This is a genomic window from Parapedobacter sp., from assembly GCF_053550995.1.
On record NZ_JBMQOC010000135.1, the window covers coordinates 14,191 to 39,538 of the forward strand.

A 25,348-nucleotide genomic window follows, 5' to 3' on the forward strand; every position below is an offset into this window, starting at 1 on the left:
ATCCGGATAATGCCGGCGTAGGGAGGTAAGTTAAATAATTACGCTGCTATGAACCCCTTATAGCAGTGGTGTTTAACTAAATTTTACAAGTTACAAAATGATTAAAAAGTCAATCGCAGGGATTGCGTTGTTCATGCACGTCGCCATGGCTGTTGCCGTGGCACAACACCACATCACCGTATCCGTAACCGAGGCCAGCAATGGCAAGGCGATGCCGGGCGCATCCATCCAGCTCGAAGGCACCATTTACCAAGGAAAGGCCGATGCCGCCGGCTTGGCAACCATCAGCCACATCAAAGAAGGCAGCTACACGATTGTGGTGAGCCATCTGGGTTACCAAACGGAAAAACAGCACGTTACGATTAGCGGAGACCAACACGTGGACGTGGTGTTGCAACAGGCGACGCTGCTCACCGATGAAGTGGTGGTCCAGGCGACGCGCGCCACGGAAAACACAGCGACGACCTACAAGAATATCAGCAAAGCGGATATTGCCAAGAACAACATGGGACAGGATATCCCTTTCCTGCTCGACCAGACGCCCGGCGTGGTCATTTCGTCGGATGCCGGCGCGGGTATCGGATATACCAGCATGCGTATCCGCGGCAGCGATGCGCAGCGGACCAATGTTACGGTAAATGGTATCCCCCTCAACGATGCGGAAAGCTTGGGTTCGTTTTTCATCAACCTGCCCGATTTCGCCTCTTCCGTAGATAACATCCAGATCCAGCGCGGAGTCGGTACATCCACCAATGGCGCCGGTGCTTTCGGGGCTAGCCTCAACATCCAAACCCATACCCTCAACGAAGAAGCCTATGCCGAACTCGACCAGTCGATCGGCTCCTACCGATCGCTGAAAAATACCATTCGGCTCGGCACGGGCCTTATCGGTGGCAATTTCAGTTTCGATGGACGCCTTTCACGCATCAGTAGCGATGGCTACATCGATCGGGGCACGTCCAACCTGCAATCATTCTTTTTGTCGGGGGCCTGGCATGGCCAGCATAGCCTGTTGCGTGCCAACGTATTCGGCGGCAAAGAAAAAACCTATCAGGCCTGGTATGGCACGCCCGAATCGAGGCTCACCGGCGATGTGGCCGCGATGGAAGCCTATGCGGCAGACGATGGGCTGACGCCAGAAGAAACCGAGAACCTGTTGAACTCCGACCGGCGCTACAATAAATACCTTTACGATAACGAAACCGATAACTACCGGCAAACGCACTACCAATTGCTGTTTTCATCGGTCCTTACCGATAGGTTTACGCTCAACACCGCCCTGCACTACACCCGGGGGAAAGGCTACTACGAGCAGTTCCGCAGCCGAGACGAATATGCCGATTACGGATTACCGCCCGTCGCTGTGAGCGGCGGCGCCATAACCGAGACGGACCTGGTGCGTCAGCGTTGGCTCGACAACCATTTCTATGGGGGCACCTACTCGCTTGTGTACGAAAACGGGGACGGCTTCGAGCTTACGTTAGGGGGTGCCTACAACCACTATGAAGGTGGGCATTATGGCGATATCGTATGGTCGCAATATCCCCTGGCTACCGATGCTGCCTACCCGAGCGCAAAGGAGGGCGGCTTCAGTACCGCGTATCGGTATTACGATGGCGATGCTACCAAAACAGATTTCAATACCTATCTAAAGGCATCGTACCGGTTGGATAAGCTATCGTTGTTTGCGGATGCCCAATACCGCCGTATCGACTACGCCATCACCGGCATAGACAACGACCTCCGCGATCTTACCCAAGATGCCGCGTTCGACTTTTTCAATCCGAAAATCGGGCTCACGTATCAGCTGTCAACGGCCAGCAATGTATACGCCTCCTACGCATTGGCAAATAAAGAACCCGTGCGGAGCGACTTTACCGACTGGCCCATTGACCAAACACCCAAAGCCGAACGGCTGCATGACATCGAGGCCGGTTACCGCATCAGGTCCCATCGGTTCAATGTTGGCCTGAACGGTTACGCCATGCTGTATAAAAACCAATTGGTGCTGACGGGCCAACTCAACGACGTGGGCAGCACGCTACGGCGAAATGTGGACGACAGCTACCGCATCGGCCTGGAGTTCGATGGGCAGTGGGCGCCCAACACTTGGTTTGCATGGGGGGCAACACTAGCCTATAGCCAGAATAAAATCAAGGACTTCACGGAGGTGGTGGGCGACGTGGAGAACTTTTATTCCACAACCGATATTTCGTTTTCACCAAACTGGGTGGCATCCAGCGAGCTCAGCTTCAAACCTTGGCAGCCATTTGAAGTGGCCCTGCTCAGCAAATACGTTTCGCGCCAGTACCTCGATAATACCGGCAGCGCAAGCCGCAGTATCGATGGCTTTTTCGTAAACCATGTACGGGCAGCCTATCACACGTCGTTCTGGAAATTGAAGAACCTCGGCATCACGTTATTGGTCAACAACGTATTCAACGAGAAATATGCATCCAGTGGATACACCTGGGGTTATTACCTGTCTGAAACCGATCGGGTAGACTACAACTTCTATTATCCGCAGGCAACGGCCAATTTCCTGTTGGGGCTTAATCTCAAGTTTTAGGAATACACGGTAAGCGCCGATGTAAAAATAATCGTGCGCTTGCCGTTTAATATGCCATTGGCATTGATATTGTCGGAAAAATGTCGTTACCTTTAAACAAAATTATCGTTATGCGACATACATCCAAATCCATTGCGGCCATTGCGGCGTTATCGTTCGTGATTTCATCGTGCGATTCATCGGCTTCCAAAAAGACGGTTGAGGAAACGCCGTCCGATTCCACATACGCACCTGTGGAAACCAAGGAAGCCAATACCGACTACGCTCCCGCTTTTGAAGGGCAAACACGTGTGGCGGGCATGAAAACCACCACCCCCTTTGAAGCACAGGTGTTGGCCGAAGGGCTTAACCGGCCATGGGGTATTGCCAACCTGCCCGATGGTAGGCTGCTGATTACCGAAAAGGAGGGGACGTTCCGGATTGCCACGCAGACCGGCGAGCTTAGCGAAGCCATTACCGGGCTTCCGGCTGTCAACGCCGAAGGCCAGGGAGGGTTGCTGGGCGTTACCATCGATCCCGATTTCACCAGCAACCGCATGGTGTATTGGACCTTTTCGCAAGATACGCCCGATGGCACTTTGACGGCCGTGGCCAAAGGCCGGCTGGCCGATGATGAAAAGGCCATCGAAAGCGCCCAGGTGATCTATCAAGCCACACCGGCACATAAAAGCAACCTGCACTACGGCGGGCGCATCCTGTTTGATAAAACCGGAAACCTGTTTGTCAGTACCGGCGAGCGTTCAGATATCGAAACCCGGCCGTTGGCGCAGGACTTGAATGCCGCACTGGGCAAAATCCTCCGCATTACGCCAAACGGCGACCCCGCACCGGGCAACCCCTTTGAAGGTAGGAGCGACGCGCGCCCCGAAATCTATTCGTACGGGCACCGCAATGTGCAGGGGCTCGCATTCCATCCCGTTACGGGCGACCTTTGGGAGGGCGAATTCGGACCCCGTGGCGGCGATGAGGTAAATCGCATCCAACCCGGCAAGAATTACGGCTGGCCCACCATCACCTATGGCCTCGAATACAATGGCAACAAAATCGGCGATGCCATCCAACAGAAAGAAGGGATGGAGCAACCGGTTTACTATTGGGACCCCGTGCTGTCACCAAGTGGGATGACCTTTTTTGCCGGCAACTCCATCCCCGAGTGGGAAAACAACCTGTTCATTGCCGGTTTGAGCAGTACCCATATCGCCAGATTGGTCATCGAAAATAACAAGGTCGTTGGCGAAGAGCGGCTATTGGAAGGGGAGGCGCAGCGTTTCCGCGATGTGCATCAAGGCACCGATGGCGCACTGTACGCCGTTACGGACGGCGGAAGGCTATACCGCATCGCGAAAAAATAGTGCGGGCGGTCATTCAGCGGGTATCCGAAGCCTCCTGTCGGGTCGATGGCCGTATGGTCGGTTCCATCGGGCAGGGGTTTATGGTGCTGTTGGGCATTGAAGAAAGCGATGGGGCGGACGACCTGCAATGGCTGGCCCAGAAGATTGCCAACCTACGCGTATTCAGCGATGAGAACGGGCTGATGAACAAGTCCCTGCACGATATCCAAGGAAACATACTGTTGATTTCGCAGTTCACCTTATCCGCGCAGACCAAGAAAGGGAATCGCCCGTCGTTTGTCCGCGCAGCAAAACCCGACAAGGCCATGCCGTTGTATGAGTCGATGGTTGCCGAACTCTCGGCGCGCTTGGGCCGGGAGGTCGCGGTTGGGGTATTCGGTGCCGACATGAAGGTGTCGCTCATCAACGACGGACCTGTCACCATCGTGATGGACACCAAAGACAAGGATAATCATTGATGATAGGCGAAACACTACACAACACGAGAAATTACCACTGATGACGATAAAAGAAGCGCAGGAGACCATTGACCGTTGGATAAACACCACCGGCATCCGGTATTTCAACGAACTCACCAATACCGCCATTTTGATGGAAGAGGTAGGGGAGGTAGCCCGTATCATGGCCCGGAAATACGGCGAGCAGTCGTTCAAGAAATCGGACGAAGCGGTCGACCTTGCCGATGAGATGGCCGATGTGCTCTTCGTGTTGATTTGCCTCGCCAATCAGACGGGGGTCGATCTTACCGATGCACTGGTGAAAAACCTCGATAAGAAGCAGGTCCGAGATGCGGATCGACACCGCAATAACGAGAAGCTTAAGTAGGGGTAGCTGCCCTATAAAATACGAAGGCGGCACACCTTTTGGGGATGTGCCGCCTTTTGCGTTTATGATGGTCTCCCCGCTTAGCGGGGAGCAATGATTACATCATGCCGCCCATGCCGCCGCCCATTGGGGGGGCACCTGCGCCTGCCGCTTTATCATCTTCCGGCTCGTCTGCCAACACCACTTCGGTGGTCAACAGCATGGCCGCGATGGAAGCAGCATTTTCCAAAGCGATACGCGTAACCTTGGTCGGGTCGATAACACCGGCGCCGATCAGGTTTTCGTAAGTGCCTGTGCGGGCATTGTAGCCGAAGTCGTCTTTGCCTTCACGCACTTTCTGTACCACAACGGCACCCTCTACGGCAGCATTGTTGCAGATTTGGCGCAAGGGCTCTTCGATGGCGCGCTTGATGATTTCGATACCGATGTTTTCGTCCTCATTGTCACCTTTGAGGTCTTTCAACGATTCGCTCGCACGGATAAACGCTACACCACCACCTGCTACGATTCCTTCTTCAACCGCAGCACGGGTAGCATGCAATGCATCATCTACGCGGTCTTTCTTCTCTTTCATTTCCACCTCGGTGGCAGCACCCACATACAATACGGCTACACCGCCGGCCAATTTGGCCAAACGTTCCTGCAGTTTTTCCCGGTCGTAATCTGATGTCGTGGTTTCGATTTGTGCTTTGATTTGGTTCACACGGCCTTTAATGTCGTCCGAGTTGCCAGATCCATTGATCACCGTGGTATTGTCTTTGTCAACAACCACTTTCTCAGCCTGACCCAAGTAGTCGAGTTCGGCATTTTCCAGTTTGAAGCCCCGCTCTTCAGAGATAACGGTACCACCGGTAAGGATAGCGATATCTTCCAACATCGCTTTGCGGCGATCGCCGAAACCAGGCGCCTTAACGGCAGCCACTTTGAGCGAGCCACGGATTTTGTTAACCACTAATGTAGCCAATGCCTCTCCATCAAGATCCTCAGCGATAATCAACAACGGCTTGCCCGTTTGGACTTGTTTTTCCAAAATCGGAAGCAGTTCTTTCATATTGCTGATTTTCTTGTCGTAAATCAGGATATATGGATTTTCCAACTCGGCTTCCATCTTATCCGTGTTGGTTACGAAATAAGGCGACAGGTAGCCACGGTCAAACTGCATACCTTCAACGGTCTTCACTTCCGTTTCGGTACCCTTGGCTTCTTCTACCGTAATAACGCCGTCTTTACCTACTTTTTCCATAGCTTCGGCAATCAGCGAACCGATTACCTCGTCGTTATTGGCAGAGATGCTGGCTACTTGTTTGATTTTGTTGTTGTCTTCACCAACGGTCTTCGATTGGCTTTGTAGGCTACCTACCACGGTGCTAACCGCTTTGTCGATACCGCGTTTCAGGTCCATCGGGTTGGCACCCGCAGCCACGCTTTTCAAGCCCGGTGCGATGATGGCTTGCGCCAATACCGTTGCGGTAGTGGTTCCATCGCCAGCCTGATCGGCCGTTTTGGAAGCTACTTCCTTCACCATTTGGGCACCCATGTTTTCCAGGGCGTCTTTCAGCTCGATTTCTTTCGCTACGGTAACCCCGTCTTTGGTAATAGACGGTGAACCGAATTTCTTTTCAATGATGACATTCCGGCCACGTGGACCCAATGTCACTTTCACTGCATTTGCCAACGTGTCTACACCTTTTTTCAGGATGTCACGTGCTTCGACATTATACTTAACTTGTTTTGCCATTTTTTAATTGATTTCAGATTCGCTGAACAAATTTTCAATAAACCATTATTAATTAAACATTAACGAGGAAAAATATGAATTCCCGATAGCTACCGATCTTAAACGATCGCGTAGATATCAGATTCCTTCATAATCAAATATTCTTTTCCTTCGTACGTGATTTCCGTGCCGGCATATTTGCCGTACAACACTTGGTCTCCTACCTTCACGGTCAACGGTTCGTCCGTTTTGCCGGTACCAACAGCCACAACGGTTCCACGTTGGGGTTTTTCCTTGGCGGTATCTGGAATGTAGATACCTGATGCAGTTTTCTCCTCTGCAGGGGCAGCCTCAACCACCACTCTGTCTCCGATAGGTTTAATACTTAACGCCATAATGATTTTAGTTAATATGTAATTGTTAATATGTTTTGATTCTTCCTCGCCATTTACGTCATCAACTATGCCAAGTGCGTTTTTAGCGGGCTATATTGCCATTTTTTCATTTTTAGCGCCGATGCCCATGGAACGTATGGAGAAGTTGTGTCAGGATGTCAGTGCAGGTGGCAGTGACACAAAAGAGAAAAGGCCACCCGCGATGGGGTGGCCTTTGGATGCTTTACTGTGCGGTGTCCGAGCCCGGCGTCTCCTCGGGAGCCGTTACCGGGGGGATCGGCGCCGTGGTCGGGGCCGGGGCCGTCGGCGTGATTTGATCCGTCAATCCGCTGCCTCCGCCGGTACTTGCCGAAGGGCTCATCACATTTACGATCAGTGCAAAGACCATGATGGCGATTACCAGTCCCCACGTCCCTTTTTCCAAGAGGTCGCCCGTACGCTTCACGCCCATCAGGTTAGTGCCGCCCGAAAAACCCGAGGCCAATCCGCCGCCTTTCGGTTCCTGTATCAACACTAAGAAAGACAGCAACACGCTGGCCAGCATAATCAATATAATCAATAATGTTTGCATTGTTTTATTCCGCTAGGGTAACTTATTCGTCAATTCCGTAATTCGAGCGGCAAAGTACGTACTTTTTTCGGGATATTTCAAACTTAATTTTTTATAGATGGCAATCGCCTTCGGATACAGTCCCTGCTCAACGTATATGTTTGCCAATGTTTCGGTTACCAGCGTCAATGGGTCCTCGGCACTCTTCCGCGCCTTATTCTCCAGGTTGATCTTATCGGCCGGCGGTGGCTTAATCTGTGGTTCCTCCCGTATAAACCGCTCGATGATGGGGTCGGTCTTCTTGGGTACCTGGAAGGGTATGGTCTCGGGTGGCTGTGCCGTGCTCAATTTCTCTTCGGGCGACTGCAAGTGAAAGATGTTTTCCCGGATTTGGTGGTCGAGTACCTGTTCGTCGTCGGGCGCCCCCGCCATATCGGCAGGATAAGCCGCCGACTCGTCCTGCGGCGCATAGGGCCGGTAGATAGCGGCATGCTCCATCCGCGTCTTATTGAGCCACCACAAGAAGCTATAGGGCAGGTGGTCGTCATTATACAAGCTCACCTTCTCATGGGGCGTCGCTTCGGATAGGGGAACCACCTCCTGCGACACGTTGGCCGGGTTGGCATCCTGCTCGTCTGAAACGGCCCCCTCATAAGCAAAGTAGTCCAGTCCTATGGGGTGCTCCGTCAGCCCCGAGTCGTCCATATCGGGGATAACGGTTTCAATATCGACCACCGTGGGTATGTGTTCGGCCTCCACGGTGCCGTCGGCCGGTATGCTTTCCGCGGTGGCCGGCTCAAGCATCACATGGCCGTACAGCCAATTGGACAATCCCGTAAACAGCAGGGCACTTCCATTCGTTGAACCGCTGTCGTGGTAATTTTTACGGGCTTGTGCCACACGCAGTGCCTGCGCATAAGGATATCGATCAATCAACGCCGACAGGGTGTCGCCATCCATCGCCATGGGGTTAACTAATGCACGGTGGTATAGTTCCTTGTAATTTGCGTTGTCCACTCTACTGTTCCTCAAATCTTAAAGTCATCAATCGGTGCTTCATCCCATCACAAACCATCCTACCAATTCGCAAATGCCCGGTTATAGATATCCTCGGTAAGCATCTGGTTGATATCGCGGATGAGTGCCTCCTCCTGTGCCGGTATCGACCCGCCTGCAGACGAGAAGTCTTTGAACCGCGTAAACGGCTGTTCGAAGTTATCTTCCGGTTTGATGGTGTTTGTGTATTTCACATTGACCGTAATGGAAAGCCGGTTGAGTGCGGCGCGGTCCGTGCCCGCTTCAACGGCCGCCGGGGCAATGCTATACCCCGTAATCCGCCCCTCGAAAATGGCATCGCCGTTGGTGGTCACCTGGCTCAGGCTCGATTGGCTGCGAATGCGTTCTTTCAGGGCTTCGGTAAATGTTTGGCTAAGCGTAGGATTGACGATCGGCGCCGTGTTCTCAAAAAACTCAACCGTATATGTTTTCATCCCTTCGGGTATCGAGCCACCGGTAAAGCCATACTTAACGCCGCAGCCATTTACGGCCACGACAGCCATTAACACCGCTAAGTACCTCCATGTTTTTGCCAACATCATAGCTATCCGCATCAGTTCAGGTTTAGGTCTTTGATCTTACGATATAATGTCCGCTCGGAAATGCCCAGTTCCTGCGCGGCCGATTTCCGTTTGCCCTTGTGCTTCTTCAGCGCTTTTTTGATCAGGTCCGACTCGCGCTCCACGAGCGAAAGGGATTCTTCCTCCACCTCTTCCGCCTCTTGGGTAGGATAGCGGAAATCGTCGCTGGAGTCGCTGGCCGATGGGCGGTGGATGGTCAGTGTGGGTTGTGCCGGCAACTGTTCGGCCACGGGGCTGTCCAGTTCGCGGTACAGTTTGTTTATATATGGCGAATTGTCTTCCACAATACCGGAATTAACCCCGTTCTGGATAATCTCCACGACCAGCTTTTTCAGCTCCACCATATCTTTTTTCATGTCGAAAAGCACCTTATATAAGAGGTCGCGTTCCGAGAAATCGTCTGTACCCTTTGCCGAGCCGACATGAACGGGGAGATTGCTTCGGTTGTCATAAGGCAGGTACTGTTGGAGCACTTGCGCGTCGAGGAGCCGTTCTTTTTCCAATACCGCAATCTGCTCGGCTATATTTTTCAGTTGCCTTACGTTTCCCGGCCAGGGGTAGTTGGCCAGCAGCTGCTGGGCATCTTCCGTGAGTTGTACGTTTGGGCTCCGGTACTTGTCGGTAAAGTCGGCCACGAATTTGCGGAAGAGCAGATGGATATCTTCCTTCCGGTCGCGCAGTGCCGGGATACGTAACGGCACCGTATTGAGCCGATAATAGAGGTCTTCCCTGAATTTGCCTTTCTGTACCGCTTCGTAGATATCTACGTTGGTGGCGGCGATGACGCGTACATCCGTTTTCTGTACCTTCGAGGAACCCACGCGGATGTACTCACCGGTTTCCAGCACGCGGAGTAGGCGGGCCTGTGTGCCCAACGGTAGCTCACCTACTTCATCCAGGAAGATGGTTCCGCCACCTACTACTTCAAAGTAGCCCTTCCGGGCCTCGTGCGCGCCCGTAAATGAGCCCTTCTCGTGCCCGAATAGCTCCGAGTCAATCGTGCCTTCGGGGATAGCCCCGCAGTTGACCGCGATGAACGGACCATGCTTGCGGGCGCTGAGCTGGTGGATGATGTGCGAAAACACTTCCTTGCCGCTCCCACTCTCGCCCGTAATCAACACCGAGATATCGGTGGGCGCCACCTGCCGTGCCACATCGATGGCCCGGTTCAGCAAGGGCGAATTGCCGATAATCCCGAATCTATTCTTTATGTCTTGGATATCCATCTCTATTCCTTTTGGTATTCAATACCTTATCTGTACCCAATCCTCAATGCCCTGTTTATTAACCAACAACCGTCCCAATCAACGTTGCCGACGTACACCGATCAGCGAAAACCGTTACGTAGTCGCCCACGTTATAGCGGTCGTCTACCGGGAATACCACCATTGTGTTTTGGTCGTTCCGGCCGCAGTAGTCTTTATCCGAGCGTTTCGACAAGCCTTCGATCAGCACCTTATGGGTTTTACCCACATAGGTTTGCAGGCGTTCCAGGCTGTGCGCGCGCTGGCGATCCACCACTTCGGTGAGGCGCCGTTTCTTCACTTCTTCGGGCACATCGTCTGCATACCGTTTGGCGGCGAGCGTACCCGGCCGCTCCGAGTAGGCAAACATATACGCGAAGTCATATTTCACGTAGTCCACCATCGCGACCGTATCGTGGTGTTCTTCTTCCGTTTCACTGCAGAAACCGGTGATGACATCGGTCGAAATGCCGCAATCGGGAATGATTTCGCGGATTGCATCCACGCGTTCCATGTACCACTCGCGGTCGTAAGTGCGGTTCATCAATTGGAGGATCCGCGAGTTGCCCGATTGTACGGGCAGGTGGATGTACTTGCAGATATTTTCGTACTTCGCCATCGCATGGAGCACGTCATTGGTAATGTCCTTGGGGTGCGATGTGGAAAAGCGCACGCGCAGCAGCGGATTTACGCGGGCCACCATTTCCAGCAGGCGGGCAAAGGTAACCACGGGCTCCGGCTCCTGGCCATCGGCCACGGCCGCCGCATACTTGTACGAGTCCACGTTCTGACCCAACAGCGTCACTTCCCGGTAGCCGGCATCAAAGAGGTTCTGGGCTTCCTTCACGATCGATTGCGGGTCGCGGCTCCGCTCGCGCCCACGCGTGAATGGCACCACACAGAAAGAGCACATATTATCACAGCCCCGCATAATGGAGATGAATGCCGTAACACCATTCGTGTTGAGGCGAACCGGGCTGATATCCGCATAGGTTTCCTCGCGCGATAGCAGTACGTTGACTGCGCGCGAACCTTCGTCCACCTGTTCGATGAGGTTGGGCAGGTCGCGGTAGGCATCCGGTCCGACAACGATGTCCACCAGCTTTTCCTCTTCGAGGAATTTGGATTTCAGGCGCTCGGCCATGCAGCCAAGCACGCCCACCATCATGCCCGGATTCTTCGTTTTGGCCGCTTCGAACTCCTTCAGCCGGTTGCGTACGCGTTGCTCGGCGTTTTCGCGGATGGAGCATGTATTGATGAAAACCACATCGGCCTCTTTGTAGTCGCGTGTGGTCTCGAAGCCCTTGTCGAGCAGGATGGAAGCCACGATTTCACTGTCAGAGAAGTTCATCTGGCAGCCGTAACTCTCTATATATAGTTTCCGGCCATCGGCCTTTTTCGGGTCGTTCTCAATCAACAGGGCCTCACCTTGCCGTGATTCGTCGTGTTCTTTCGTCGTTGTGGGTGTCTCAAACATCATCGTCCGTTAAAGCCTACAAAGTTAAAAATAATATTTTGAAAGAATGACAGTTTGGCAGCAGGCCAAAGGGGATGGCCGGCGGCAGTTACCCATGCCATTAATACAGCCGTTTACCCAGGTGGAGCGTATCCCCACCGTCGCTCAAGGTATAGATCTGGGCCCTTTCGGCACCATTGGGGCTGTTTGGCCCATGGAAGGTCAGCATCAGGGTGCCGTCGAAAGCTTCAAACAACATGCCGTGGCCACCGTTCTCCGCAAACAGTACGTTTTCCTGTTGCCGCCACGGGCCGGTTACCCGCCCCGTGGTAGACTCCGCGATGCCGATCGCATACTGACCCTCCTTAAAACTCGACCAGATCATGAGCAGCTTTCCGGTTTTCGTGCGGTATACAAAACAACCATCGGTCACATAGGAGACCGTACCGTCGCTATGTGCCATCCCGGTAGACCATCCGGCGCTCGATGCGTTAAAGAGGGTCATTGGCTGGCCTTTCGCTGCCGAGAGGTCGTGTTCGAGCTCCACGAGCTCCATCGTGCCATCCTCCACCTGCACCCATTCGTGACAAAAGATCATATAAGGTTTTCCGTCCTCCACCCACAGCGTGCCATCCAACGCCATCCAGTCCATGGGTGTATGGGGCTTTTTGCCGTCAAATGGAACAAACGGCCCCATGGGCGAGTCCGCATAAAATAGCTGGGTGCCCCTAAACGAATACCGGGGCCAATCGGCTCGCTTCTTTTTCCAGTCGATGTCCGAGTTCAGCGTGGCGAAAAGGTAATATTTGCCATTGTACCGATGCACTTCCGGAGCCCATATCGCTCCCGTAATCCAATTGTCATCAGGCGTGGCAAACACCGTATAAGGACCCTCCCAATGTTCGAGGTCCTTGCTTTTGAAAACGACCACCCCACTGCTGCGTGTGTCACCGCTACCCACCGGCGACGATTTGTACAGGAAATAAGTCTGCGTTTCTTTATCGGCAACGATGTAGGGATCACGGATATGCAGATCCTTGATGTGGACCGTTTTTGCCGCATGTTGGGCGGAAGCAGCTGTGCTGCCCAACACAAGGCAGGCAACCATCAGTACAGAAGATTTCATTGTAAACAGGTAACGAGGATACATTTTCCAAATGTAGATTTTTTCATGGATATAAACATCCTTTCCGGGTAAATTCAACCGCTGGTCGCGCTTTCCCCTCCCGGCGTATCCCCGGCGTTTCACCAGGGCCGGGTCCCCGAAAATTGAACAATCGTTTGCGTTCACTCACTTATTGCAGAATCAAATTATATGGCGTATCATTGATTTAAAATTGGAAAATCCATATTCCAATGATGTGAGCCAATTGATTTAAGCGTGTAATAGTCCGCTAAGATGTTGGATATGCCAAGACATGGATTCCTGGCTAAAAATTCAGGGTTTGAACCGGCGGCATGGTCGAGTAAATCTGCTTTAAGAATATGAATGGCGTTGATTAACTTAGGGAAAAGCGATTGCTGGTACAATTGCGAAAGGGGAATACGAAAGCCTTTGAGGATCTTTATTTTGCATACAGCAAAAGGTTGTATGGCAATATATTGAAGATGGTGAAATCCACCGTCGTAGCCGAAGAGATTCTGCAAGATGTTTTTCAGCGTATATGGGAGCGAAGGGAAAGCATCGACGCGGATAAATCATTCAAATCTTTTCTCTTCACGATAGCCAAACACCTTGTCTGTGACTTTTTTTACCGGCAAACCAGGGAGCGCGATATGGAAGCGTATCTCATCGGTACATCCAGCGAACTGTACCAGCATATCGACGAAGAGCTGGCATATAAAGAATGTGAAACCATCCTCTCCGCGGCAATCGATAGGCTTCCACTGCAGCGGAGAAAGGTCTATACACTGTGCAAAATCGAGGGTAGGAGTTATGAAGAAGTAGGCAAGATCCTCGGCATATCCACATCGGCCATCAGCGACCATATTGTCAAAGCCACGAAATCGCTTAAACTCCATTACAGGGAATTGCATATCATTTCCCTGTTACTCGCCCTCGATGCAACCCTGCTTAAGGTGGCCGAAGGCCGTGATCCACGGTTGGCGCAAACCATCCAGATCAACGATAAGCAACATTACCGCTGGCAACAAGCCAGCCCGCCCGTTTACTTTATCGCGCCGGCTTTCGACGGCTGGGACTCGGAAGAATCATGCCCAACGGGTTACCAAATTTACAAGGGCCATAATTTCCGCTATGCGGACGCCCGTGCGGCCGGCCAAGGCCTCCAGGCATTGATCTATTTCCGCTTCGGCGAAGTGATGCTCATCTACGCGGAGGCCAAAGCCGAGCTTGGCACCCTTACGCAGGCCGATCTGGATAGAAGCATCAACAAATTGCGTGAACGGGCAGGCGGTGGCTTGGCACACTTGACCATGGACGTGGCGGTCGACCCGAATTTCGAGTTTGCCAACTTATCGCCCATCATCCAGGCCGTACGCCGCGAGCGCAAGGTCGAGCTGGCCTGCGAAGGTTTCCGCGTGGACGACATCATGCGATGGGCCGCCGCGGACGAGCTGATTGTCGGGGAAATACCGCTAGGCGCCAAGAAAGCCCAGTTTGTGAACTTTAATTTTTCCGATTACCTGCCCGAGTCGCAACCCGACCTTTCTCGGCAAGACAAATTTGCCGAACGGGTTGCCCAGCTTGAAGTGAATGCGAACGGGTATATCAAGATCTTCAAAAATACATTGAATGGGGGAGCGGAAGGGTTCAAATTCGATGTCAACAGGGATTATTTATACCCGATACCGACCAATCAATTGACGTTGAATCCGCAGCTGGGGCAAAACCCCGGATGGGTTGATTAATTAAACACACTCATTATGATGGAACTTAGGATGCTGTTATGCGCCATGTTATGGGCGTTCGCACAAACGGTTGCCGCCCAGGCCAACTTGCAGGTACATTTCGTAGACCCTTTGCAGAAAGTATTTCCGGAAACCAACTACTTCGGCGACTATCTGCCCGAGGCCCATGTGGCGCGGGGGGAGTATGCAACCTTCCAGGTTGCGCTACGTGCCGGTGGGCAACTCAACGGATTGAAATACACCGTACGGGTGCCGTCTTTCGGAAACGCCGGGAAAGTGCCAGCCCAGGTCGGATATGTAGATTACGTGAAAGTAGGACGGACGTATCCCGATCCCGCTATCGACCAACTGGCATCCGTTTCGGGCTATTACCCCGACCCCATCATCGATGACAAACCGCTCGATCTGCAACCGGGGGAGACCCGCAGCCTCTGGATAACCGTGCCGATACCCCACGATGCCCGCGCGGGCCAATATACCCTGCAACTGGGTCTGGAAGGCGAAGGCGTCGATGTCAGTAAAACCATGGCGGTAACGATCCACGATGTCACCCTGGCGCCTTCCGGGCTATGGGTTACCAATTGGTTCAGCACGTCTGCACGGCGCTTAAAATTGCTGAACAACGGTGAGCCGGTCATACCTTATTCGGAGACATATTGGAAATTGATACGGGTTCTCGCCCGTAAGATGGCGGCTTACGGACAAAATATGGCCCTCATATCGCCCCTCGACCTAGCTATGTATACGGAAAAAAATGGGCGGCTCCAGATCGACTTTTCGCGCTTCGATAGGATGGTCGCCATCTTTCAGGAAGAAGGGGTGCTGGGGCGCATAGAAGGTGGCCATATCGGGGGGCGCGAAAGCACTTGGGATAGCCAATTCCAGGTACGCGTACCCCAGATCGGAAAGGATACCGTCATCTTCGAAAAGGTTTCTATCGAATTGCCGGCGGCAAGAGAATTTTACCGGCAGTTTTTCACGCAGTTGTATGGCCACCTCGAAGAAAAAGGCTGGAAAGACATCTATTACCAGCACATAGCCGATGAGCCCATCGAATCCAACATAGCATCCTATACGGCGATAGCTGGGTTTGCCAAGGGCATCGTACCCGAAATGAAGGTAATCGAGGCCTGCCATACCAAAGATTTGGAAAATTCAATAGACATATGGGTGCCCCAGCTTGATTTTCTGCACCAGGATTATGAATTTTACCAGCAAAGGCAGCGTGCCGGCGATGAAGCATGGTTCTATACGTGCTTGGCACCGAAAGGCAATTACGCCAATCGCTTTCTGGATTTGCCGCTCATCAAGACCCGTCTGCTGCACTGGATCAATTTCAGGTTTGGCCTAAATGGCTATTTGCATTGGGGCCTGAATATGTGGAACGATGACCCCTTCGGCGAAACGACCGGCATCAATGAAGAATCGGGCAATGTGTTGCCCGGCGGCGATTCATGGGTGGTGTACCCCGGCTATCATAAGCTGTATTCATCCATCCGGCTGGAGGCCATGCGCGATGGGATTAATGACTACGCCCTGTTGAAAATGCTTGAGGCGAAAGATCCGGCTTTAGCGAAAGAGCTGGTAAGGACCAACGTGTACCGGTTCGACTGGTACGATACGAATCCGCAACACCTCCGGGATTTGCGAAAACAGGTCCTGGAAGAATTGAGTAAATAGATCGATATGCATACCAAACTGTTTTTGGGGTTCTCATGGTTCGTGGTAGCGTTCCTAAGCGCCTGTTCAATGACTTCGAGGCTTCCCAAGAAGCACCTGCTGTGGGAAGACCGATTCGATGGGCAGCAAAGTTTTGATGCCAACCATTGGACCAAGATCCCCCGTGGTACCTCTCCGTGGAACAAGTACATGAGCGATTACGATTCGTGCTATGCGCTGCGCGACGGGAAACTGGTGCTCAAAGGATTGGTAAACCACCGGCTGCCCAACGACACGGCCCGCTTCCTGACGGGGGGTGTCTATACGAAAGATAAAGTGAGTTTCGGATTCGGACGGTGGGAAATAAGAGCCAAGCTAAACGGTGCGAAGGGGGCCTGGCCGGCGTTCTGGCTGCTCCCGCAGGATGGCAAATGGCCGGATGGCGGCGAAATCGACATCATGGAACGTTTAAATCACGATTCCATCGCTTACCAAACCGTGCACACGCACTATACCTATCGGTTAAATATCAAAGACCCCAAGCCAGGCGCCACCGGCAAGATCGTACCCGATGATTTCAATACCTACGCCGTTGAGGTATACCCCGACAGTCTCGTTTACTACATCAACGATCAGAAAACGTTTTCTTACCCGCGTATCGAAACCGACAAGGAAGGGCAATTCCCCTTCGGCGACCATACCTATTACCTGCTCCTCGATATGCAGCTCGGCGGCTCCTGGGTGGGGCCGGTTCACGCCGCGGAGCTACCCGTTGAAATGGAAATCGACTGGGTGCGCTTCTATGGGTTTGGTAAGCAGAAAAAACAGTAAGTTATTTAATCCAATATGATGATAAGCCAAAAGGAAAGCTTCCTTATCGGATGCCTAAACATGGCGTTCCTGTTGTGCGTTCACGCACAGACGAGTACCATTGTACCCCAGAATACCATCAAGATCGATGCGACGGACAGCAAGGAGACCATCATCGAAAAAGCCGCCCACGTGGTGCCCTCAACGAACCAATTGAAGGCATTACAGAACGAGTTTATCGCGTTTATCCATTTTGGTCCGAATACGTTTACGCGCATGGAGTGGGGTAACGGAAAGGAAGACCCCAAAATTTTCGACCTGAAAACGTTGGATACCGACCAATGGTGCCGCACGCTGAAAGCTGCCGGGATGAAAATGGTCATACTTACGGTAAAACACCACGACGGTTTTGTGCTGTGGCAGAGCCGCTATACCACCCACGGTATCATGTCCACCCCCTTCCGGGATGGCAAGGGTGATGTTCTAAGGGACCTATCGGCATCGTGCCAAAAATACGGACTCAAACTTGGTGTCTATCTGTCGCCGGCAGATCTATACCAAATCGAAAACCCCGAAGGCCTGTATGGCAACTTGAGTAAATATACGAAGCGGGTTATTCCGCGTGAGGTACCCGGCCGGCCGTTTGCCAATAAGACCACATTCGAGTTCGAGGTAGACGATTACAACGAATATTTCCTGAATCAGCTTTTTGAGATACTCACGGAATACGGCCCCGTGCATGAGGTATGGTTCGATGGCGCACATCCCAAAACCAAGGGTGGCCAACGGTATAACTATGGGGCATGGAAGGAGCTCATCCGGACACTGGCACCGGAAGCCGTCATCTTCGGAAGAGAAGATATCCGGTGGTGCGGTAATGAATCGGGCAGAACCCGCGACACCGAATGGAATGTCATTCCCTATCCGGACAACCCGGATACCACTTCCCTGTTTCCCGATATGCAAGGGGAAGATCTGGGTTCCCGCGACAAACTGTATCAAGCCCGCTACCTGCACTACCAACAGGCAGAAACCAATACATCCATACGCGAGGGTTGGTTTTATCGGGATGACACGCACCAAAAAGTACGAAATGCCGATGACGTGTTCGATATCTATGAGCGCTCGGTGGGCGGGAATTCCACTTTTCTGCTCAACGTTCCGCCCAATCGAGATGGAAAATTTTCAGCGGCGGATGTTGACGCGCTCATCGAAACCGGTAAACGGATTAACGAAACGTACGGCACTAACCTGCTGGACCGTGCCGAAGGGCCCCGACAGGTATTGGACAACAAGCTTGATACCTACTTGTTGCTCAGCGGCGACGCTCGAGAGATCGTCATCTCAACCCCCGCCCCCATTACCACAAACCGGCTGATGCTCCAAGAAGCCATCGGCACACATAGCGAACGTGTTGAAAAGTTCGCCGTAGATGCCTGGGTGGGCAATCAATGGAAAGAGATCGCTTTGGCAACCAACATCGGTTATAAACGTATTCTCCGTTTCGCCGACGTAACAACGGATAAGCTCCGGGTACGGGTATTGGAATCGCGGCTCGACCCGGCGATCAGTCACGTCTCCGCCCATTTTTACAAGGCCCATCCTCCACAACTGGCATTTACACGAGGTCGTGATGGAACCGTATCCATTGCGCCAAAGCAAGCCGACTTTAACTGGAAACCGCACGGAGAAAACGCGGCTGGAAATCTGAATGCCGGCTTTGAAATATTTTATACCCTTGATGGGACAACCCCCAACCACACGTCGCAAAAATACGAGGGTCCATTCAAGGCGACCAGGGGCGAGTTAAAAGCCATTTCTATACATCATGATGAAGTTAGTCCCGTACACAGTGAGCGGCTCGGTATCGTCAAGGAAAATTGGGCGGTACGGGCTGTAAGTAGCGAACGGAAGAACCACGGTGCCCCATTGGCTATCGACGCGGACCCGCGCACGTTTTGGCAATCGGAAAACGATGAAGCACCCCATTTCATTGCCATTGACCTTGGTGCCGAATACACCGTGAACGGAATGGCCTATACGCCCCAGACCGCACATTCGGAAGGCATGATGGCTAAGGGAATCATCCAGGCCAGTGCCGATGGGCGCACGTGGAAAACGGTGGAAGCATTCGAGTTCGGCAACTTAATCAATGATCCAACCGAGCGGACCCACTATTTCAAGAAGCCCATCGTCACGCGCTATATCCGTGTCGAATCTTTGGAGATCGCCGGGAAGGGGGAGGCAGTGGCCATAAGTGAATTGGACTTTTTATAAGCAGTTAAAGGTCCACCCGGTCGCCATGCGATTTGGGTTCCGAGATGACGATGAATTCCAGCGCCTTATCCGCGTTATTTAAGATGCGGTGTTTCCTTTTTGGAAGGACATGGAACCCCTGGCCTTCGCCCACCTCAACGATTTCACCTTCGACCTCGAAGGTTGCCACACCACGCAAGATGAAGAAAAACTGCTGTGCCTGGCGGTGATAATGCAAGGTCTCGGAAGTGCCCGGGGGCATCCTCTCCCGGATAACGCTCAATGTTGGGGAATCCAGCAAATGCCAACCATCGCATAGATTACCCCAATGGTAGTGGCGGCTATTTTGAATGTCTTTTATCATGGGGTGCCAATTTATACTATATTTCAATCATTGAAAAAACATAGAACATTTCCATTGCTATCTGCAAGCTCCTTTCTGCATAAACCCGTGCCTGCTCCGGTGTGCCGTCCGAAACCTTGGGATCTTCAAACGTGATGGCTATCCTTTTTTCCGCACCCGCGATGAAAGGGCATCCGCCATCTGCCTGCGAACAGGTCATAATGGCGGCAAATGTTGACGCCGGATTAAAAGAACTGTCGTATTTTTTTGAAAACCCGATGATAGGCAACGCGCTGTCGCTATATTTTATGGCGTATATGGGGTTGTCGGCCTCTGCCATTTTGAAAACGACAAACCCTTGGCGGATCAACGTGTCCGCTACCTTTGGGAACAGGGCCGTTTCCTCCGTACCACCCGAATAGCAATATACGCTCGGTATATGGAAGTATACACTTGCCACCTGCGCCCAAACCTGGGCCAAATGGCTTCTTCGTGAATTATGGGTACAAATGAAATTAAGGTTTACATCTTGCCCGTTGTTTACCTTCTGCTGTACAAAAGCGATCAGCGGTTGTAATATGGTTTTGCGTTCGTCATTTAAGGTTCGGCCCCCGGTGATTCCCTTGATGGTTTCGGCCACATTCCTATACATTCCGATTGATTTTTGGTATTTAGCAACATCCCGAATTTGGGGTGCAGCACGCGCCGTTCAATGTCGATAGTTTTACCTGTTGCTTCTCCGCCGGAATACCGCAGGCATCACTTGCCAAGCAAGCGGTCTGTTTGTTTTCCAGTACGAAATGCTGGCCGTTGAACCCCAGGTCGTATTTGCCAATCGTATGGCTTTGGTATTCTACCTCTATTTCAGCGTCTTCAATGCCCAGTTTTTCTTCCGATAGTTTGATGATATTCAATAGCTTGGTCGGCTTTAATCGGTGCTGGTAGTCATTCGCATTCCATAATTGGAAGTTTACCGCCTTTTCCATGCGGATTACGCCACCGCAATCAATGAAATGCTTTGTAATTTGTCCTACTTCCGTAACGTGGAAATGTTCCGGAACAAATGTTCCGTCCGATAACTGAAATTCAACATGGTCTAATGTCAATAAGATCTCTTTGATTTCTGATAGTGTCATAAATGTTGATTTGAAAATTATATATTGTAATATTACGATGATAGAGGGCAAAAAAATACTATGGGCAGCAATAATTTACTTTTACCTCTTGATTGAAAAACCTATTAAATTCCGCTTGTGTTTGTTTCCAAGTGCGCTCATCGATGCAATAACAAACGGATTTCCCCTCAATGGTTCCCTGGATGATTCCTGTGTTTTTTAGCGCTTTCAAATGCTGCGAAATAGTTGCTTGTGCCAGCCCCAATTCTTCAACCAGATCATTGCAGATACATGCTTTCTGATTGATGATATACTGAAGTATAGCAATCCTTGCCGGATGTCCCAACACCTTGAATAGCGAAGCCAACTTGTTTTGCTCGTCTGTAAATATCTCTGACTTTGTGAGTCCCATGTCAAACAGTTAACATCGCAATATTACGATATAATAATTAGTTCTCAAAATTTTTTCATGCAGGCCATTTTTTTTTCATCCCTCACAAAATAATCCACCAGCTTCTTCGTTTTAGACATAGGTTTAGGTTGATAGCCCCTAACCCCATTGGGGCGGAGGCCCGTTGCTTACAAGGTAACGGGTTTCTCTTTTTTGGTCACGGCAGCGTCTGTTTAACATCTCTTAACAAAATACTTACAACAAAACGGGGGCGTCGTGCGTTATATAGTCAGTTAGTAAAATTTATAAGATTGTCTTTTCATAATTTAGGTTTATAATTGGTTAGTTAGCAAAGCCCCGATCCTCCCCGTTTCGGGGCTTTCTTATTCGATCAGTGATAGCCAAGCCCACCGTCCTTCCGGTCTACCTTTGCCCTGATGGACTTAGCGTGGGACGAATCGCCCTATTCACGGATGAATGGCTCCCTGGCATACCAACGTTTTTTACGGAACCGGTGTCTTTGAGGCTTATTCTATTTCGAGACCGCAGTACCAAGCCATACAACATAGCTCCGGTGAGCAAATTTATCTAAGTTGAAACCTAGTCCACGGCATGGTTTTGCTCTTTAGCTCTCGAAAAACTCCATTAATTTTTCTTCAATCTCTTTTGCGCTCGGCAATAGCTTCTTATAGAATATTCCACGATTGTCCTGTCCTTAGCTTTACAGATAATAATGCCTATAGCCTCGTTTTCGTGTGACAATCGGACTTTGTCATTCAATACTGATAAATAGAACTCCATTTTACGTCCAGCCAAATTTCTTGGTAGCCTGCGTATAAAACAAGCGCTCCTGCGGGTCCTTTACTTTTGAAAGGATAACCAGATGTTTGCTCCAGCTAATTTCTCCAACCATTGGTTGGAGATTTTTATCAGGCTGATATTCAGCATAAAACTGAGCCATGTACCAAAGGTTTGTGGTTGAAAATCCACCTACGCCTGGAAATTCTTTCTGCAGCTCCTTGGAAAGCTTGGGGACAATTGCTTTTCCCCATCCCAACTTCCGCTTATCCACTATGGCTTTTCCAATATCCCAATACAGACTAATCAATTCCGTATTGACTACTTTAAGGGCTTCGTACTGGGCCTTTCGTACCCGTTCTTTTATTTCAATAATGAACTGATGTTCTTGATTAGCCAACGCTATTTTTACCATGGGAAGGTCGTTATGTGGTTTATATGACAAAGATACATTTTTTTATGGTCCTGTTGTTCTGGTACAGCCCGAGTACCTGTCTGATTCTGCTCATTGCTAATGGTTTCCTGCTCATGGGCGTACAATCCTTTATTTATCATGGCATCACCCTAGGTAAGTTCAGTTATTGGATCAGTCGCTGGAAGGAGGGTCAATCCGCCGGGGATAGCGGTTTATTCCGATGGTTTCACCTAGGACGGCAGGTCAGCCTATCTTATCGATTATCTATCCCAACGGTGTACGGCTGGAAGAGCCCTCGACCGATCTGACTAGGGCATTTTTTTAAGGACCCACAAAATAATCCACTCCCCCCTAACCCCATTGGGGCGGAGACCCGTTACTTACAGAGTGGCGGGTTTCTCTTTTTTAGCCGTCTTTGGTCACCACATTGTCTATTTAACATCTCTTAACAAATTAATTGCAACAAAACGGGGCCGCCCCCACCCCCGATCCTCCCCGTTTCGGGGCTTTCTTTTTGCTCTGCATGATAACCACACGATTGTCGAATAAGAAGTGTCGATACCGGACGTATCGTACAATACGGGAGAAAGAATTTTTGTGACGTACTGCCGTATTCGTGTGACGAGCCACCGTATTCCCGGTGACGCCCTTTCTCCCAGAATTTCTAAGGTTAGTTTTTCTATAGTCATACTTAAGAACATGGTTCATTCAGCAAATCGCCAAATGCACCCCTTGCTACCCCCCCTCGCTGCCTTCGTCCAATTCCCGATGCAGTACACGTTTTATCTTTGGCTGGATAAACCAGATGCCGATGGGCAAGATTAGCATAAGCAGTGCGTCGCCGATATACTCCCCAAGCTGCACTTCCCGTCTCCGCTGTGCACTTCGTAACAACTTAGCGGGGTAAGTCACAAAATAAACGTATGCAAATGCAACATACAAGGCAGGCAGGACTTTCCAGCCAGTTAGCCTTAGGTCACCGACAAGATCGGGTATCGATATGATGGCTGCCGCGGCAAACCATACAAACCCGTTAATGAGGTAAAAATTTTCGTTTACGGTTACTTTCTTAGGCACATAGTCCTGCACTACCTGCTGGAGCGACAGGGGGTAGGCGGCACACATAATGATACCCATAATTCGAATTATTGAGATGACTGTTGGGTTATCTACACTGGTGAAGTTGGTGAGCCGTGCACCGATAATCACTAAGAAGAAAACGACAAGCGGGTTTGCACTAACCAAACTTTTCATAATATATTTTCGTTAAACCAACTTCCGCTACTTCGGGCCTAGATCACATTGGTTGCGTTTAAAAATAGACACTAATTTATGGAAATCCAAAAAAGACAAACGTTTTACAGCCAACAGATTCTCCAAATTTCAAATGCTGTACGTTCCCGTTTTTCAGGGGAGAGGTCAACGTGTTGATTACCGCTTTCCACTTCCTTCTTGGAAAAAGGTTGTCATATTTGCCAAGTTGCGATTTAAATCAGGCCCTTTACGATTACGTTTGATTCTAATTGTTTGAAATTGCTCGAGGCTGTTGTTAAGTTCCATGCCGATATGTATAGAATATATACTATTCCAAATAAAAAGATTATTTTTCCATTAAAACATAAGTGACGCCCATTTCATTGTTTATAGTTCCGTCTACACTCTGCAAGTTAATTGTAACCTTGCTAGATAGGCTGATTGTCAAAGACGACTTAATGTCAATCTTAATTTCATTGATGGATGTATGAGTAATATCTGGCTTAGGAAAATCTTCCGTTGGTTTTTTTGATTTGATACCTTCCAACACTTTTCTAGTATGTTCTAAATACAAGTCCCCATAACCAGGAATTACGAGTTCTTCAATAAACAATATATAATCGCCCGGACGAAAATCCTTAACATAAAAAGTGGCGTCGGCGACCGCTTTTTGGTTGATTAGATTACTATAGAGGGGTCTTGTGTATTCCAATGTATCTTTTATGGAAATCTCTTCAAACCAGAAATGGGCGAAGATTACATACAGATCCGAAAAGAGTTGGCCATATAAAATCTCCTCTTTGTTGGGCGATTGGATCGCTTTTTTCAAACTTTCCTGATATTTAGACCCTTCTATATATTCATTTCCCGCTTCAACATATCGATCAATGAGCTGAATTACCTCATCATCATTTTCTATATCCATAGTGACCTGTTCCATATTTATTAGAATCGTAAAACTAGGTCGAACAACCTTATGGATAAAATCAAAGAGCGTATTAACAGTTGGGTCGTTAAATGAGTATTCAATGGCTAGCCTACAGTATGTTCCCTTTTTTTCTAATACTTTAAAGTGTATCAGATACTGCTCCTCTGTATCTCTATTTTTAGAGAGGTTTCCTGACACCACGTTTTTGTGGGTCACGGCATATTTGAATGATTGACCTTCGGTAAAATTAATTGTTGGTCCCCATGTCTGTCCTTGGGCCGTTAGCACAATACCCGTATTAAAAACCGTACATACCATAAGAACATAGACGATCAATTTAATTCTTTCCATGCTTTTAGCTATCGACATTTAAGTTATCACCGACGCACTTCCCGTTACAAGCGCGTATGCCCGAAGACGTGTGCCGTCTAAGTTGATACAGGCTTAATTTCATTTTGGCTACGCTAAAAGTAGAAACTTTGTCGTCGACTTGCAAATCTTTGGAACCCCGAAATCGACTTTTGTTCTATCCGGCCGCGGTACCATTTTCATAGGAGATATACCACGCCCTGGTTTTGTTTGGTTTGACCGGGGCATTTTTTTATTTAATGACCCACAAAATAATCCACTCCCCCCTAACCCCATTGGGGCAGAGACCCGTTGCTTTCAGAGTGCGCGTTTCTCTTTTTTAGCCGTCTTTGGTCACCACATTGTCTATTTAACATCTCTTAACAAATTAATTGCAACAAAACGGGGCCGCCCC

The 25,348-nt window shown here is 50.4% G+C and carries 25 protein-coding genes; 9 read left to right on the top strand and 16 right to left on the bottom strand.

Annotated features, from left to right (window positions below; all coding sequences use genetic code 11):
• The first annotated feature begins 97 nt into the window (after window positions 1-97).
• The 4 genes from ACO1NT_RS18320 to ACO1NT_RS18335 all read left to right on the top strand — a co-directional run bounded on the left by ACO1NT_RS18320 (window position 98) and on the right by ACO1NT_RS18335 (window position 4,746).
• A complete protein-coding gene (locus tag ACO1NT_RS18320; protein ID WP_449050197.1) occupies window positions 98-2,569 on the top strand; it encodes a TonB-dependent receptor in 2,472 nt (823 codons plus the stop codon).
• Window positions 2,570-2,679: 110 nt separating this feature from the next.
• Complete coding sequence (locus tag ACO1NT_RS18325) at window positions 2,680-3,921, top strand: PQQ-dependent sugar dehydrogenase (RefSeq protein ID WP_449050198.1); 1,242 nt, start codon at window positions 2,680-2,682, stop codon at window positions 3,919-3,921.
• Window positions 3,921-4,379, top strand: a complete 459-nt coding sequence (gene dtd, locus ACO1NT_RS18330) for a D-aminoacyl-tRNA deacylase (protein ID WP_449050199.1) — start codon at window positions 3,921-3,923, stop codon at window positions 4,377-4,379. Before ACO1NT_RS18325 ends, dtd begins: the two co-directional genes overlap by 1 nt.
• Before the next feature lie 40 nt (window positions 4,380-4,419).
• The gene (locus ACO1NT_RS18335) at window positions 4,420-4,746 is read left to right on the top strand and encodes a nucleotide pyrophosphohydrolase (RefSeq protein ID WP_449050200.1); all 327 of its coding nucleotides are present in this window, start codon (window positions 4,420-4,422) and stop codon (window positions 4,744-4,746) included.
• Between the two features lie 97 nt (window positions 4,747-4,843).
• Here ACO1NT_RS18335 and groL read toward each other — a convergent pair whose 3' ends face one another.
• From groL to ACO1NT_RS18375, 8 genes are all read right to left on the bottom strand, one after another.
• Complete coding sequence (groL, locus tag ACO1NT_RS18340) at window positions 4,844-6,484, bottom strand: chaperonin GroEL (RefSeq protein ID WP_449050201.1); 1,641 nt, start codon at window positions 6,482-6,484, stop codon at window positions 4,844-4,846.
• A gap of 98 nt (window positions 6,485-6,582) precedes the next feature.
• Entirely contained in the window at window positions 6,583-6,858 is a 276-nt protein-coding gene (groES, locus tag ACO1NT_RS18345) for a co-chaperone GroES (RefSeq protein ID WP_325636851.1), read from the bottom strand.
• A 223-nt stretch (window positions 6,859-7,081) separates the two neighbouring features.
• Window positions 7,082-7,429 carry a preprotein translocase subunit SecG gene (gene secG / locus ACO1NT_RS18350; RefSeq protein ID WP_449050202.1) on the bottom strand — a complete coding sequence of 116 codons (348 nt, stop codon included), beginning with the start codon at window positions 7,427-7,429 and terminating at the stop codon, window positions 7,082-7,084.
• 12 nt (window positions 7,430-7,441) lie between these two features.
• Window positions 7,442-8,440 carry a hypothetical protein gene (locus ACO1NT_RS18355; protein WP_449050203.1) on the bottom strand — a complete coding sequence of 333 codons (999 nt, stop codon included), beginning with the start codon at window positions 8,438-8,440 and terminating at the stop codon, window positions 7,442-7,444.
• 44 nt (window positions 8,441-8,484) lie between these two features.
• Window positions 8,485-9,006: an LptE family protein gene (locus ACO1NT_RS18360; RefSeq protein ID WP_449050204.1), complete on the bottom strand. Its 522-nt coding sequence runs from the start codon at window positions 9,004-9,006 to the stop codon at window positions 8,485-8,487.
• Window positions 9,007-9,017: 11 nt separating this feature from the next.
• Complete coding sequence (locus tag ACO1NT_RS18365) at window positions 9,018-10,271, bottom strand: sigma 54-interacting transcriptional regulator (protein WP_449050205.1); 1,254 nt, start codon at window positions 10,269-10,271, stop codon at window positions 9,018-9,020.
• 58 nt (window positions 10,272-10,329) lie between these two features.
• Window positions 10,330-11,766, bottom strand: a complete 1,437-nt coding sequence (gene miaB / locus ACO1NT_RS18370) for a tRNA (N6-isopentenyl adenosine(37)-C2)-methylthiotransferase MiaB (protein ID WP_449050221.1) — start codon at window positions 11,764-11,766, stop codon at window positions 10,330-10,332.
• A 100-nt stretch (window positions 11,767-11,866) separates the two neighbouring features.
• Complete coding sequence (locus ACO1NT_RS18375) at window positions 11,867-12,871, bottom strand: glycoside hydrolase family 43 protein (RefSeq protein WP_449050206.1); 1,005 nt, start codon at window positions 12,869-12,871, stop codon at window positions 11,867-11,869.
• 404 nt (window positions 12,872-13,275) lie between these two features.
• Between ACO1NT_RS18375 and ACO1NT_RS18380 the strand changes: the two genes are divergently transcribed.
• The 4 genes from ACO1NT_RS18380 to ACO1NT_RS18395 are packed head-to-tail and all read left to right on the top strand — an operon-like array spanning window position 13,276 to window position 19,362.
• Window positions 13,276-14,616 carry a sigma-70 family RNA polymerase sigma factor gene (locus ACO1NT_RS18380; protein WP_449050222.1) on the top strand — a complete coding sequence of 447 codons (1,341 nt, stop codon included), beginning with the start codon at window positions 13,276-13,278 and terminating at the stop codon, window positions 14,614-14,616.
• 15 nt (window positions 14,617-14,631) lie between these two features.
• Window positions 14,632-16,296, top strand: a complete 1,665-nt coding sequence (locus ACO1NT_RS18385) for a glycoside hydrolase domain-containing protein (protein WP_449050208.1) — start codon at window positions 14,632-14,634, stop codon at window positions 16,294-16,296.
• A gap of 6 nt (window positions 16,297-16,302) precedes the next feature.
• On the top strand, window positions 16,303-17,106 hold the full coding sequence (locus ACO1NT_RS18390; protein WP_449050209.1) for a glycoside hydrolase family 16 protein: 804 nt from the start codon (window positions 16,303-16,305) through the stop codon (window positions 17,104-17,106).
• Between the two features lie 15 nt (window positions 17,107-17,121).
• A complete protein-coding gene (locus tag ACO1NT_RS18395) occupies window positions 17,122-19,362 on the top strand; it encodes an alpha-L-fucosidase (protein WP_449050210.1) in 2,241 nt (746 codons plus the stop codon).
• A 4-nt stretch (window positions 19,363-19,366) separates the two neighbouring features.
• Here the strand turns inward: ACO1NT_RS18395 and ACO1NT_RS18400 are convergent, their stop codons facing one another.
• The 6 genes from ACO1NT_RS18400 to ACO1NT_RS18425 form a co-directional block, all read right to left on the bottom strand.
• A complete protein-coding gene (locus tag ACO1NT_RS18400; RefSeq protein WP_449050211.1) occupies window positions 19,367-19,705 on the bottom strand; it encodes a cupin domain-containing protein in 339 nt (112 codons plus the stop codon).
• Window positions 19,706-19,721: 16 nt separating this feature from the next.
• Window positions 19,722-20,336: an arsenate-mycothiol transferase ArsC gene (locus ACO1NT_RS18405; protein WP_449050212.1), complete on the bottom strand. Its 615-nt coding sequence runs from the start codon at window positions 20,334-20,336 to the stop codon at window positions 19,722-19,724.
• A gap of 19 nt (window positions 20,337-20,355) precedes the next feature.
• Window positions 20,356-20,820, bottom strand: a complete 465-nt coding sequence (locus tag ACO1NT_RS18410) for a DUF6428 family protein (RefSeq protein ID WP_449050213.1) — start codon at window positions 20,818-20,820, stop codon at window positions 20,356-20,358.
• Window positions 20,821-20,878: 58 nt separating this feature from the next.
• Window positions 20,879-21,211, bottom strand: coding sequence for an ArsR/SmtB family transcription factor (locus tag ACO1NT_RS18415; protein ID WP_449050214.1), 333 nt, complete (start codon window positions 21,209-21,211; stop codon window positions 20,879-20,881).
• 624 nt (window positions 21,212-21,835) lie between these two features.
• On the bottom strand, window positions 21,836-21,991 hold the full coding sequence (locus tag ACO1NT_RS18420; RefSeq protein ID WP_449050216.1) for a PDDEXK nuclease domain-containing protein: 156 nt from the start codon (window positions 21,989-21,991) through the stop codon (window positions 21,836-21,838).
• Between the two features lies 1 nt (window position 21,992).
• Window positions 21,993-22,403, bottom strand: a complete 411-nt coding sequence (locus ACO1NT_RS18425) for a DUF1016 N-terminal domain-containing protein (RefSeq protein ID WP_449050217.1) — start codon at window positions 22,401-22,403, stop codon at window positions 21,993-21,995.
• A 23-nt stretch (window positions 22,404-22,426) separates the two neighbouring features.
• Here ACO1NT_RS18425 and ACO1NT_RS18430 point away from each other — a divergent pair, with 23 nt between their 5' ends.
• A complete protein-coding gene (locus tag ACO1NT_RS18430; RefSeq protein WP_449050218.1) occupies window positions 22,427-22,711 on the top strand; it encodes a hypothetical protein in 285 nt (94 codons plus the stop codon).
• Between the two features lie 427 nt (window positions 22,712-23,138).
• Here ACO1NT_RS18430 and ACO1NT_RS18435 read toward each other — a convergent pair whose 3' ends face one another.
• Together ACO1NT_RS18435 and ACO1NT_RS18440 are read right to left on the bottom strand one after the other, a co-directional pair.
• Complete coding sequence (locus ACO1NT_RS18435; protein ID WP_449050219.1) at window positions 23,139-23,657, bottom strand: hypothetical protein; 519 nt, start codon at window positions 23,655-23,657, stop codon at window positions 23,139-23,141.
• Window positions 23,658-24,003: 346 nt separating this feature from the next.
• Window positions 24,004-24,936: a hypothetical protein gene (locus ACO1NT_RS18440; RefSeq protein ID WP_449050220.1), complete on the bottom strand. Its 933-nt coding sequence runs from the start codon at window positions 24,934-24,936 to the stop codon at window positions 24,004-24,006.
• Window positions 24,937-25,348 lie beyond the last annotated feature (412 nt).